The organism is Halobacillus sp. H74 (assembly GCF_052246715.1).
Taxonomy (GTDB): Bacteria; Bacillota; Bacilli; order Bacillales; family Halobacillaceae; genus Halobacillus; species Halobacillus litoralis_A.
This window is the reverse complement of sequence record NZ_JBQQCI010000005.1, coordinates 166,467-179,741: the sequence shown is the minus strand read 5'-3', so window position 1 is coordinate 179,741 and position 13,275 is coordinate 166,467. Positions and strand designations below refer to the sequence as shown.

The window sequence follows — 13,275 nt, the reverse complement described above, 5'->3', positions numbered from 1 at the left end:
CAAAGTACCACTTACCTATCTTTCTTCTTCAAAAACATACGACAGGGAGGATAAAAAATATAATGGTGCTGTTTCCATACGTAAAATCCTCGGTCCTAAACGGACAGAAAGGAAATTTTTTTCTTCCAGTTGGGAAACTTCTTTGTCTGAAAATCCCCCCTCAGGTCCGAAAATGACGATGACCTTCTCCCCGGGCCGTACCATTTTCAGTCTTGTGGCAAGAGATTGATGTTCCTTTTTCCTTGCTTCGTTTTCGTATGCATATAGCCACCAGTGATATCGATCCTTCAACTGAAACACCTGCTGTAAGGTATGAACTGTACAAACCTCTGGAACGTGACTCCGCTCTGATTGCTCACTCGCTTCTTTAGCAATTTTCTGGAGCCTTTGGATTTTCTTTGGCACCTTTTTCTTATCCCACTTTGCAACAGAGCGGTCAGCTTGAAAAGGAATAAATTCAAAAGCACCCAACTCTGTCCCCTTTTGAACAATGTGTTCCAGCTTATCCCCTTTTCCCAAGCCGGCGACAATCGTCACTTGGATGGGAAGTTCCTTATCCTCTTCCAGCCATTCTAAAACCGCACACTCGACACCATCTTCATTTACATTTAAAATCTTACAGAGGGCAGGTCCTTCATCTGGATGAATTCCGATCAACTGATCCCCGGAGGTCATTCTCATCACCCGGGAAATATGATGAAGGTCCTCACCGTAAATAGTAACCTTGCGATCCCCCCAATGTTCTTCACCTATAAAATATCGTTGCATAGCAGTCACTCCGGCTTTTTAGCAATAATGCTGACCCAGTCTTCCATTTTATTCGTTTCCACAATTTCGAATCCTGATTCAACTAATCGGGAGCGGACCATTTCTTTTCTGCCTGAAATAATGCCGCAAGTAATGAAGTAGCCCCCGGGTTTAATGAGACGATAAGCATCATCTGTAAATTTAACAATGATCTCGGCAAGGATGTTGGATACGATCAAGTCCGCTTCTCCATCCACACCTTCTAATAGGTCATTCAACTTAGCGGTGATTTTGCCTTCCACATTGTTCAATGCAGCATTGTTTTTTGTGCTTGATACTGCTATGTCATCTAAATCATATGCGTGAACATGTTCAGCACCAAGCAGGACGGAAGCGACACTCAATATACCTGAACCTGCGCCAACATCCAATACGGTGTCCCCTTTTTCCATGTATTGTTCCAAAGCCTGTATGCTTAGAACGGTTGTCGGGTGGGTTCCTGTACCGAACGCCATACCTGGGTCCATTTCAATAATGATTTCGTCACTGGAAACTGGAGTATAATCCTCCCATGTCGGGATGATCGTAATTTTCTCAGAGATCTTCACTGGCTTGTAATATTTTTTCCATGAGGTAGCCCAATCTTCTTCTTGAACCTCGTTAATGGATACTTCGTTATGCCCGATATCTATACCGAACTCCTTCAAATTAGTGACGGAATGTTTAATACCATCAACTGTTTCATTTAGGAAGCTATTTAATGGGAGGTAGGCTTTCACATATACCCCTTCTGCTGGATAATCATCTGGATTTAATTCGTAAATTTCACCAAGCTTCGTTTTCTGTCGTTTCATATCTTGAGGATCTTCGATGACTACCCCACTTGCGCCTGATTCATGGAAGATATTAGAGACAGGTTCTATCGCTTCACTCGTTGTATGGATACAAACTTCAGACCATTTCATTTATGATCCCACCCTTTTCACTGGAATATATATTTGTGGATGAAAAAAATGCCTGTACGATGGAACGGGAGATTCAGTTCGAAAAACCCTGCAGACCAATTCGTACAGACACTTGTTTACAAACTTCAGCTATCTCCTCTGAACGCACGTTTCATACGCTCAAAAAAGTTGCCATGTTGTTCTTCTGTCGCTTCATTACCACTAATATCATTAAACTCACGCAACAATTCTTTTTGGCGTTCCGTCAAGTTCTTCGGTGTAATGACCTTTGTCTTCACATGTTGATCTCCTTGTCCACGGCCATGAACATTCGGAGCTCCTTTATCTTTCATGCGGAATGTCTTACCGGTTTGTGTTCCCGCAGGTACTTTAAGTTTCACATTACCGTGAACCGTCGGTACTTCGATTTCATCTCCAAGCGCTGCTTGAGTGAATGTCAACGGAATCTCACAAAAGATGTGGTCGCCTTCGCGCTGGAAGAACTCATGAGGCTGGACGCGGATGACAACAAATAAATCGCCAGCTGGCCCACCATTCACTCCATCTTCCCCTTTACCTTGGACACGGATCTGCTGTCCATCATCAATTCCGGCCGGAATATCCAAGTGGATCTTATTGCGTTTCGTCACGCGGCCATCGCCACCGCAAGTATTACATTTATCTTTGACGAACTGCCCAGTTCCTTGGCAATGGTGACATACACGACGATTCACCACTCTGCCAAATGGTGTATTCTGTTCCTGGTTAATTTGTCCACTTCCTTGGCAATGGGAGCATGTTTCAGGTGATGTACCTGGTTTAGCACCTGATCCATCACATGTTTCACAAGACTCTTCAGTCGGGATTTCAATGTCAGTGCTTTTACCGAAAATTGCTTCATTGAATTGTAATGTCATCGTGTACTGAAGGTCAGCACCTTTACGTGGAGCATTCGGGTCACGGCGTCGGCCTCCGCCACCGAAGAACATATCGAAAATATCTCCGAAACCACCGAAATCTTCAGCTCCGCCACCGAAGCCGCCAAAGCCGCCTTGATTCGGACCAGCATGGCCGAATTGATCGTACTGAGCACGTTTCTGTTGATCACTCAGTGTTTCGTAAGCTTCCTTTGCTTCTTTGAACTTTTCAGAAGCATCCTCTTCTTCACTTACATCAGGGTGGTATTTGCGTGCTAATTTACGATAAGCTTTTTTAATTTCATCTTTTGAAGCATCCTTGGATACTCCAAGAACTTCATATAAATCACGTTTACTCACTTGTCGATCACTCTCCCGGACGCTATTACATAACGTTTATATTATCATTGAAGATAGAGAGAGGCAAATGCCCAGCAGGACTTGTTGGGCAAAGATATCCACTTACACAACAGGACCTTCAGGGCACGCCTACACTAAGAAAAAAGTCAAAGTCAAGAAGAACCTGACTTTGACTTTTCTTTTCTACCTTATCTTACTTCTTGTCGTCTTCGTTTACTTCTTCATAGTCCGCGTCAACGACCTCTTCTTCTTCACTGCCAGCTTCTTGCCCTTGTTCGGCTTCGGCTTGTTGCTGTGCTTGCTCATAAAGTTTCACAGAAAGTGCCTGCACTTGTTCTTGAAGTGCATCTTTCTTCTCTTTAATCACATCAAGGTCTTCACCTTCAAGTGCTGTCTGAAGTTCTTCTTTCGCTGTTTCAGCTTTTTGTTTTTCATCTTCACTTACTTGTTCACCAAGATCTTTGATCGTCTTGTCTGTAGTGAAAATCAGCTGATCTGCTTCGTTACGAAGTTCAATCGCTTCACGCTTCTTCTTATCTTCTTCTGCGTTTTCTTCGGCTTGACGTACCATTTCTTCTACTTCGTCATCAGAAAGGCCGGAAGAAGACTTGATTGTGATGGATTGTTCTTTATTCGTTCCCATGTCTTTTGCACGGACGTTAACAATGCCGTTCGCATCAATGTCAAAGCTGACTTCGATTTGAGGCACACCACGTGGTGCTGGCGGGATATCCGTCAACTGGAAGCGACCCAGTGTTTTGTTATCTTGAGCCATCTCACGTTCCCCTTGCAGGACATGGATGTCTACTGCTGTCTGATTGTCAGCAGCCGTAGAGAACACTTGGGAGTGGCTTGTAGGAATTGTCGTATTACGTTCGATCAATTTAGTAGTTACGCCACCCATTGTTTCAATACCAAGAGAAAGTGGCGTTACGTCAAGAAGAACAACGTCTTTGACGTCACCTTGAAGGACTCCGCCCTGGATTGACGCACCAAGCGCTACTACTTCATCAGGGTTAACTCCTTTAGAAGGATCTTTACCAGTTTCTTTCTTAATCGCTTCCTGTACTGCCGGGATACGTGTAGAACCACCGACAAGGATGACTTTATGAATGTCACTTGCACTCATACCTGCGTCTTTAAGTGCTTGACGCGTCGGTTTCATAGAACGCTCTACCAAATCAGAAGCTAACTCTTCAAATTTCGCACGAGTCAAGTTCATTTCCAAGTGAAGCGGTCCAGCTTCACCTGCTGTAATAAATGGAAGGGAAATTTGTGTTTGAGCTACACCAGAAAGATCTTTCTTCGCTTTTTCGGCAGCATCTTTCAAGCGTTGCTTCGCCATTTTATCCTGGGAAAGATCAATGCCGTTTTCTTTTTTGAATTCAGCTACCATATGGTCGATAATGACTTGGTCGAAGTCGTCACCACCAAGGCGGTTATCACCTGCAGTTGAAACAACTTCAAAAGTACCGTCACCGATGTCAAGGATGGATACGTCAAATGTACCTCCACCAAGGTCATATACGAGAATTGTCTGATCCTGGTCTTCTTTATCGATACCGTAAGCTAGTGCTGCTGCCGTTGGCTCGTTGATGATACGCTCAACTTCCAGGCCGGCGATTTTACCAGCATCTTTGGTAGCTTGACGCTCCGCATCGTTGAAGTATGCCGGAACAGTGATAACAGCCTTATCAACTGTCTCCCCAAGGTAATCTTCTGCATAGTTCTTAATATACTGTAGAATGATTGCAGAAACTTCTTGAGGTGTGAATTCTTTACCTTCTACTTCCACTTTGTGATCTGTACCCATGTAACGTTTGATGGAAAGGATCGTGTTCGGGTTTGTAATCGCTTGTCGTTTAGCAACTTCCCCTACTTGACGCTCTCCATTTTTGAATGCAACAGCTGATGGAGTGGTGCGGTTGCCTTCCGGATTCGGAATAACTTTGGATTCTCCACCTTCCATTACTGCTACACAAGAATTTGTTGTACCTAAGTCAATACCAATGATTTTACCCATGGTTAAATATCCTCCTTTACATTCTATAAAACAATTTTTATTGGTTCACTTTCACCATAGACGGGCGGATGACCCGATCTTTTAAGCGATACCCTTTTTGTAATTCTTCTACTACGATATTGGAATCATAATTTTCATCTTCGACTTGCATAATCGCTTGATGCAAGTGGGGATCAAATTCTTCGCCTTTTGCTGGAATCTCCTCTACACCCTCTTTTTCTAGTGCAGCTTTGAATTGGTCATAGACCATTTTCATTCCTTCTGCGAAATTCTTGGCTGATCCGCCATCCACTTCCACCTGTAAAGCTCTTTCGAAGTTATCCAATGCAGGAATCAACTCTTCTACTAAGCTTTGCGATCTATATTTCCGATCCGCTTCCTTTTCCTTTTGGGTCCTGCGGCGGAAATTATCATAATCCGCTTGCAGACGAAGCAATCGATTGTTGATTTCTTCTTTTTCTTGACGTAGTTGTTCGAACTCACCATTCTCTTCTACTACGTCCTGTTGTGAATCATCTTCACTTTGGTTTTGTTCATCTTTTTCATCAATGATTTCTTGCTTGTTCTCTTCCACGACTTCCACCTCCTACTTTCCATTACACCGTTACTGACTATAACATGAATCGATAACCTGAAAAAGCAATAGACAAAAAGAAGCGATGGGAACTTGTCCCCACCCTATTTTGTGTTCCGCAATTCTAATACCAACCACGAAATGTGTCCGTCATATGCTTAGATAAAACATTCATCAATGAAAACATCCGGTTATACTCCATGCGAGTCGGCCCTAACAATGCAATTGTACCAATCTGCTCATTTCCAAGCTGGTAACTAGCCGTTATCAAACTGCAATTCTGCATGGCATCAAATGGGTTCTCCTGCCCAATCCTCACTTGGATTCCTTCTTCACCTGACCGTAATAAGTCAGCCATCTCACTCTCTTGTTCGATAGTCGCATACAGTGAGCGCACCTTATCCAAATCCCTGAACTCGGGCTGCATCAAAATATTTGTTTTACCACCGATGTAAAGCTTAGTGGGGTGGTCATCCACGAGAGCTGCACGTAAATAAGAGAACGCTTCTTCATGTTGACTTGTATGTTTCTTCAACAAGTCATTAATTTCAGAATAAAGCTTTTCATGCAGTTTCACCAATGGAACACCTTGAAGCCTGCTGTTCAGGATATTCACCATTTTTTCTAAATCCTCGCCTTTGATTTCAATTGGCACATTAAAAGCCCGATGTTCCACATGGCCGGTATTTGTGACAAGAATCGCGATGGCAGATTGATCAGATAAAGGAACAATCTGCAATTGCTTTAATTTTGTCTCAAACACCTCCGGACCTAAGATGATGGAGGTGTAGTTCGTTAAATCAGACAATATTCCCGCTGATTTTTGCACGACTCTTTCAAATTCCATCATTTTATCAGCGAAAGCATCACGTATTGTCACAATTTCCTGGCTGGAAAGACGCAACGGTGAAAGTAAATGATCTACATAGAAGCGGTACCCCTGTTCAGAAGGGACCCTTCCTGATGAAGAGTGTGTCTTCTCAATGAAGCCCAACTCCTCTAAATCAGCCATTTCATTCCGAATCGTTGCCGAACTGAATGTCACGGCTTCTTTTTTGGATATCGACCGCGAGCCAACAGGCTGGGCGGTCAAAATGAAATCATCAATAATGACTTGCAAAATGAGCAATTGTCTCTCTGTTAACATCGATGATCACCTCTGTTAGCACTCGTATGTAGTGAGTGCTAAATCTAATAATAAATTATCAAATGGGGTCGGGGATGTCAACGGATAAACCTCTCTTTTTTTAATCATCCAGCAAAAATTCCTGGAACACTTCATTTCCTAACATCCGCCCCTTTGGAGTCATACGGATATAGCCGCTGTTTTCTTCGATTAAAGAACGCTCTTTAAGAGTACTCAGAGCATGACCGAATACATCGACAATCGTTTGTCCGTATTTACGATAAAATTGATCGGTAAGAACCCCTTCTGTCTTACGTAATCCGAGAAACATCTGCTCTTCCATCTCTTCCTTTATTCCTATTGGCTCTTCATGAAGAATCGGAATACCATCGGAAGTAGCTTTTTTTACATAAGCCGGAAGCGGACGAAGATTGATCGTCCTTTTGCCAGGAAGATAGCCATGTGCACCTGCTCCGATTCCGTAATAATACTCATTATTCCAGTATGTCAGATTGTGCTTACTTTCAAACCCGGGTTTCGCGAAGTTGCTGATTTCATATTGAACCGCCCCTGCTGCAGATAGTTTCCGCTGTAAGAGCTCATACATTAGCGCTTCATCTTCTTCAGGAGCCTTGATCAGCGTACCCTTTTTATAACGTTGGTAAAACACAGTTTTCGGTTCAATCTGTAAAGAATACGAAGAGTAGTGCGGTAAACCGAATTGCATGGCTTCATCAATTGTCTTTTCAAAATCTTCTACAGTTTGACCTGGAAGAGCATACATAAGATCGATGCTGATATTGGATAATCCGACTTGAAGGAGACGGTCGATATTAGTGTAAACATCCTTCACTTTGTGGACGCGGCCGATTTTTTCTAACATTTCATCATCAAAAACCTGCACACCTAAAGATATTCTATTCACGCCATAATTTTTGAGCAAACGGACTTTTTCAAGATCTAGATCTCCCGGGTTCGCTTCAAATGTATATTCTTCACAACTGGCAAGATCGAAGTGATCATCAATCATTTGCAGTAATTTTTTCAGCTGGCTGTGATTAACAGCCGTCGGTGTCCCGCCACCCACAAAAATAGTACGTACCTGTGCTTTTTCCTCGGGAATATAGGTATGGATTTCATTTTCTAATGCTTCCATATATTCATCAGCTAAGCGCTCGTTATAAAAGAACTTAGTGAAGTCGCAATAATGACAAATTTGTTGGCAAAAAGGAATGTGTATATAAGCGGATGGGATCTTCATTGATGTTCCACCTTTCATAAGGAAAACCGCAAGAGATCATCTCCTGCGGTTTGCCCTGTCTAACATGTGTTTAGTCTTCATTCAAATCAAGGACAGACATGAAGGCCTCTTGCGGGACTTCTACTGAACCGACCATCTTCATGCGTTTCTTCCCTTCTTTCTGCTTTTCAAGGAGTTTACGCTTACGGGAGATATCCCCCCCATAACATTTAGACAGTACGTTCTTGCGCATCGCTTTGATGGTCGTACGGGCGACAATCTTAGTCCCGATTGCTGCTTGGACGGGCACTTCAAATTGCTGTCTCGGAATCAAATCTTTCAATTTGTCTGCAATGAGCTTGCCGCGTTCATATGCAAAATCACGGTGAACAATAAAGGATAAGGCATCAATGGTATCTCCATTTAAGAGAATGTCCATTTTCACCAAATTAGAAACCCGGTAACCGATCAGTTCATAATCAAAAGAAGCGTAACCTTTCGTCTGTGACTTCAGAGAATCGAAGAAGTCATAGACAATCTCGGATAGCGGAATTTCATAAACAATATTGACACGATTGTCATCCAGATACTGCATATCCATAAAATTGCCACGTTTGCGCTGACAAATTTCCATTACAGGTCCGACATAATCGTGAGGGACCATGACTGTCGCTTTAACGAACGGCTCCTGGACTTCATCAAGCTTCTGGTTATCAGGCATCATAGACGGATTATCAACATTCGCTTCTGTTCCATCCGTCATCGTCACTTTATAAATGACACTAGGTGCTGTCGTAATCAAATCAATTTTATATTCACGTTCAATCCGCTCTTGAATGATTTCCATGTGAAGCATTCCTAAGAATCCACAACGGAAACCGAAACCGAGAGCCTGAGAGGTTTCTGCTTCATATTGAAGGGAAGAATCATTGAGTTCTAACCGCTCTAATGCATCCCTTAAATCATTGTATTTATTCGCATCCACCGGATACATCCCACAGAAAACCATCGGGTTCATCTTTTTGTACCCAGGGAGTGGTTCAGCTGCAGGATTATTTGCCAGTGTAATTGTATCACCGACGCGGCTGTCTCCAATGTTTTTGATGGAAGCAGTCAAATAACCAACATCTCCGACATTCAATTCCTTCAAAGGAGTTGGAGTCGGGCGGAAGACGCCTAGCTCGTTGACCTCAAACTCTTTCCCGGTTGCCATCATCCGAATTTTGTCCCCGATCTTGATGGAGCCTTCCCGCACACAAGTATACGCGACAACACCGCGGTAAGAATCGTAAAGGGAGTCGAAAATCAATGCTTTTGTCGGGTCATTCGCATTTCCATCTGGAGCTGGGATATCTGTTACGATTCGCTCTAAAATCTCATCAATCCCCACCCCTTCTTTAGCGGAAGCAAGGATGGCATGCGAAGCATCGATTCCGATGACATCTTCTATTTCTTGTTTAATACGTTCTGGATCTGCGCCTGGCAAGTCAATTTTATTGATAACCGGAATGATTTCCAAATCATTTTCCAGTGCTAAATACACATTCGCCAACGTTTGTGCTTCAATCCCCTGGGCTGCATCGACAACGAGGATTGCCCCCTCACAAGCTGCTAAACTCCGGGAAACCTCATATGTAAAGTCGACGTGTCCTGGAGTATCGATTAAATGAAAGGTATAATCATCTCCACTATTGGCTTCATAGTTCAATTGAACTGCATTCAACTTAATCGTAATTCCACGTTCACGTTCTAAATCCATTGCATCCAGGAATTGTTCTTTCATTTCCCTTTGAGTCAACGCTTTTGTTTTTTCTAAAATACGATCAGCAAGTGTCGATTTCCCGTGGTCGATATGGGCGATAATCGAAAAATTGCGGACCCTCTGCTGTTTTGATTCTGTTGTCAACTTAAATCACTCCTACTGAATTCGACACAAATATCTAGGTTGATTATAGCAATACTAGTAAGATTATTCAATGTTTAGTGCAGAGGGTGTTTTTGAGCGGTATGTGAAATAACAATCTTTAACAAAGATATGCTCCACCTACAGTTCAAGCACCCCCCTCTCTAAACACCCAGTTCTTCTGTTTTTAAGAAGACCCGGACTGAATCATTTCGGAAAGGACTACGATTACTCCATTGAAACTGACTGCTATCCCTTCCCCTACTCCACCAGCCAGCCTTGAAATCCATGGAACTTCATCTTCTATATACGGGGGGGCACAGTGGTTCTCAGCAGAATTTTCTATTATCGCTTCTTTTTCAGGTTTTTGTCCAGCCCTTCGCTCAGGATCTGGCTCTGGCTGTGTGGTTACGACTACCGGCTCCTCTTCCGTTTTTTCACTATTTTTATCTATACCATAGAAAGCTCCTGCTATAAAAACCGCTCCCACTAATAAAACACCTGCAATCCACTTCATTTGTACCCCTCCCACTGTTTATGATTCTGAGTTTACTTTTTCATCTTCAAAGTAATATTCACTGAATACTTCAGCCATGATATCCGCGGAACGGTATAGTTCATCAAGGTGATTATTCACACCACCGAATTCAATCACTATTGCATTGGGGTGTAAGTCCTGATTATAAACTCCATCTACACCTGCTCCCTTTTTAGTAATGACACCACGACTTATTCCTGGATATTTATCTTCAAGACGTTGGTGCAGCTCTGAGGCGAACTTTAAATTTTGTTCGTATTTGGGATGTTCAGCACCTATAACGAATGCGAAGCGGGCATATTCCTTGCCGTTGATCGTTGTCGTCGTATGTTCCCTTGAAATAGAATCCCTGTGAAGGTCGAAGAAATATTTGAGTCCATCATTTTGACTAATTGCTTCTTCCACTACAGGCCGCATGGCATCATATGATTGATAATGCTTCATCCCTTTTTCATTCAGTAGTGAAGCAATATCTGTTTTATCCACGATGGTTCCTATTCCTTTTTCTTCTAAACTCTCCCCTAAACGTTCACCGACAAGAGTAATATTCACTTTCCCGTCATAAGCTGTAGATTTGTCCGGGAGGTGAGGATAAAAGGATTCGGTATTGTGGGTGTGAAAAATATAAATATCCTCTTCTCCTAATGGTTTCTCCTCCGTTTGATCTTTATCTTCTTTATCTTCTTTATCTTCTTTCTCTTCCTCAACATCTCCCACTTCTCCCCTCTCATCGACAATCATCGGAGGTTCCGATTCGATAGGGAGCGTTGAATAGTCCGTCCCCTCCCCAGCGATGATGATTTGACTGTTGTAGGAAGATAATCCGGGGATTTCTCTCCCTAGAAGACTTCGAGGGTCATTAGGCGTTAGGCTTGTAAGAAGCTGAAAAGATAATGTCCCTAAACCAGGTATGCGGTTGCCCTCTGGGTGAGCATCCTTGAAAGAACGGTTTTCCATTTCAAACAAATAAAGAAAAGCACTCCCTTCAAGCTTAGTCGTCCACTCCTGGATCGTATCGGAATAAAGCCGGTACGTCGTTTTCGCCCCGGTTAATATACCGATACCAATGAATAATAAAATCAGAACCGTGATCGCTATGATGGCCCATCCTGTCCCTTGTTTCATATAACTCGTCCGATTCTTCTTCCATTTCGGGTATTGAGACATAAAAATCCTCTCCTCATACTCTATCTAGTAAATGGTATGAAAGAGAGGATTTTAATAGAACCGACCTCTATTAAGTTTTAGCGGGAGTACGATTGGGCTTCTCCATCTTCGACTCCTGGATGTAATGCACCATTGATTCCCGTGGCAATTACATGTGCCATATCTTTGATAAAACTATCTACTTCTTTTGGCGTGACCATCAGATTATGCCCCAGCGGTGTGAGAACTTCCTTGATCAACTGTTTCTTCTCTGTATCTTCTAATTGTCCAAACATCCCTAAAACAGCCTTGCTTTGTTCTTCATTGGGGTGATCTTCTTCGGTCAAAGTTTTTCTTTCGAATGGATTCATAGCCGGTGAGAGAGCATTGGATGGCCGATCCTTTTCCTTCCATTCCCGACCGAAATGTTTCAGGACATAATCGATGGTATCACTTGTTATCGTCACCGCATCTACGACTGTAGGTACACCGATCGAAATAACAGGAATTCCATAAGTTTCGCGGCTGATTTCTTTTCGTTTATTACCAACGCCTGACCCTGGGTGAATCCCCGTGTCAGAAAGTTGAATGGTAGCATTGATACGATTGATCGAACGAGAAGCAAGAGCATCGATGACAAGAACGAAGTCTGGCTTCGTTTCTTCAATTATTCCGTGTACCATATCACTCGTCTCAATCCCCGTCACGCCCATCACCCCTGGTGTGACAGCTGAAACAGGACGGTACCCTTCTGCCACTGTTTCAGGATGAAGCTCGAATAAATGACTTGTCACCAATACTTTTTCTGTAACAAGAGGGCCTAAAGCATCCGGGGTGATATTATGGTTTCCAAGACCTACGATCAATCCACGATCCATATCCTTGATCCCACATTCATTCAAAAGTTGACGGAGTTGGGAAGATACGCTTTTCGCCAGATTGGCCTGTAAATCCGTATCCTGTTTACGAATGGCTAAGGATTCAAGTGTAACGTAATGGCCAGCCTTCTTCCCTATGCGTTCGGCACCTGCTTCATCAACCGTTACATAAGTAATTTTTATATCATTTTTTTCATTTTCGCGTACCTGGACACCATCTGAATCTGAAGAGGAAGGATCATCTTTGACATTCATTTCCTGAGCCTCAAGCGCCAGGTCTGTTCTTAATGTGTATTTGAATTGTTCTTCCATACGCTTCGACCTCCTTAAAACCATCTTCTCCCATTTAGGTTGAAACTATGCAAATCAGCGAAGAGGATACACATAAGTATTGAAAACGGCTCTCCGCTCTGGTAAAATGTCTCTTGTTCGATATGAATGAGTCTTTTGTTTTTACCTAGGAGGTGAAACTATGCCTAATATTAAATCAGCGAAAAAACGTGTACGTTTGAACGATGACGCTCGTTCTCTGAACGCAGCATTCAAATCTGATATGCGTACAGCCGTTAAACGTGTAGAAAAGCTTGTTGAAAGCAAGGATGTAGAGAGTGCGAAAGAAGCCCTTCCTACAGCTGTTAAGAAAATCGACAAAGCTGTTCAACGTGGTGCCCTTCCACAAAATAACGGGGACCGCAAAAAATCTCGCCTAACTAAATTAGTTAACGCATTATAATTAATTTGTGATTTATGACCAACAAACGATCCTTCCCTTTGAACGGATCGTTTTTCATGTAAAAGAAGCCCTACTCAGATGAGTAGGGCTTCTTTTTATCTGTAATAAGCATAGTTGATCATTTTTTCTGACCAAGAGCATGAAGG

Annotated in this window: 12 protein-coding genes; 1 reads left to right on the top strand and 11 read right to left on the bottom strand. The window is 42.8% G+C overall.

Annotated elements, in window-relative coordinates; genetic code table 11:
• Positions 1 to 15 precede the first annotated feature (15 nt).
• The 11 genes from ACTWPX_RS13165 to gpr all read right to left on the bottom strand — a co-directional run bounded on the left by ACTWPX_RS13165 (position 16) and on the right by gpr (position 12,708).
• Positions 16 to 768 (bottom strand): 16S rRNA (uracil(1498)-N(3))-methyltransferase, encoded by a 753-nt coding sequence (locus tag ACTWPX_RS13165; protein ID WP_443120161.1) that lies wholly within the window; start codon positions 766 to 768, stop codon positions 16 to 18.
• A 5-nt stretch (positions 769 to 773) separates the two neighbouring features.
• A complete protein-coding gene (prmA, locus tag ACTWPX_RS13160) occupies positions 774 to 1,712 on the bottom strand; it encodes a 50S ribosomal protein L11 methyltransferase (RefSeq protein WP_443120160.1) in 939 nt (312 codons plus the stop codon).
• Between the two features lie 125 nt (positions 1,713 to 1,837).
• Positions 1,838 to 2,968 carry a molecular chaperone DnaJ gene (gene dnaJ, locus ACTWPX_RS13155; protein ID WP_128526411.1) on the bottom strand — a complete coding sequence of 377 codons (1,131 nt, stop codon included), beginning with the start codon at positions 2,966 to 2,968 and terminating at the stop codon, positions 1,838 to 1,840.
• 193 nt (positions 2,969 to 3,161) lie between these two features.
• Positions 3,162 to 4,991: a molecular chaperone DnaK gene (gene dnaK / locus ACTWPX_RS13150; RefSeq protein ID WP_443120159.1), complete on the bottom strand. Its 1,830-nt coding sequence runs from the start codon at positions 4,989 to 4,991 to the stop codon at positions 3,162 to 3,164.
• Positions 4,992 to 5,028: 37 nt separating this feature from the next.
• Complete coding sequence (gene grpE, locus ACTWPX_RS13145) at positions 5,029 to 5,565, bottom strand: nucleotide exchange factor GrpE (RefSeq protein ID WP_443120158.1); 537 nt, start codon at positions 5,563 to 5,565, stop codon at positions 5,029 to 5,031.
• Positions 5,566 to 5,689: 124 nt separating this feature from the next.
• On the bottom strand, positions 5,690 to 6,712 hold the full coding sequence (gene hrcA / locus ACTWPX_RS13140) for a heat-inducible transcriptional repressor HrcA (protein WP_443120157.1): 1,023 nt from the start codon (positions 6,710 to 6,712) through the stop codon (positions 5,690 to 5,692).
• 100 nt (positions 6,713 to 6,812) lie between these two features.
• Positions 6,813 to 7,952 (bottom strand): radical SAM family heme chaperone HemW, encoded by a 1,140-nt coding sequence (gene hemW / locus ACTWPX_RS13135; RefSeq protein ID WP_443120156.1) that lies wholly within the window; start codon positions 7,950 to 7,952, stop codon positions 6,813 to 6,815.
• Between the two features lie 70 nt (positions 7,953 to 8,022).
• Complete coding sequence (gene lepA / locus ACTWPX_RS13130) at positions 8,023 to 9,837, bottom strand: translation elongation factor 4 (RefSeq protein ID WP_443120155.1); 1,815 nt, start codon at positions 9,835 to 9,837, stop codon at positions 8,023 to 8,025.
• Between the two features lie 184 nt (positions 9,838 to 10,021).
• Positions 10,022 to 10,351 (bottom strand): hypothetical protein, encoded by a 330-nt coding sequence (locus ACTWPX_RS13125; protein WP_443120154.1) that lies wholly within the window; start codon positions 10,349 to 10,351, stop codon positions 10,022 to 10,024.
• Between the two features lie 18 nt (positions 10,352 to 10,369).
• Entirely contained in the window at positions 10,370 to 11,539 is a 1,170-nt protein-coding gene (spoIIP, locus tag ACTWPX_RS13120) for a stage II sporulation protein P (protein ID WP_443120153.1), read from the bottom strand.
• Between the two features lie 77 nt (positions 11,540 to 11,616).
• Positions 11,617 to 12,708 (bottom strand): GPR endopeptidase, encoded by a 1,092-nt coding sequence (gene gpr / locus ACTWPX_RS13115; protein WP_281975943.1) that lies wholly within the window; start codon positions 12,706 to 12,708, stop codon positions 11,617 to 11,619.
• 160 nt (positions 12,709 to 12,868) lie between these two features.
• On the opposite strand from gpr, the gene rpsT reads away from it, so the two are divergent.
• Positions 12,869 to 13,129: a 30S ribosomal protein S20 gene (rpsT, locus tag ACTWPX_RS13110; protein ID WP_128526402.1), complete on the top strand. Its 261-nt coding sequence runs from the start codon at positions 12,869 to 12,871 to the stop codon at positions 13,127 to 13,129.
• The last annotated feature ends 146 nt before the right edge of the window (positions 13,130 to 13,275 follow it).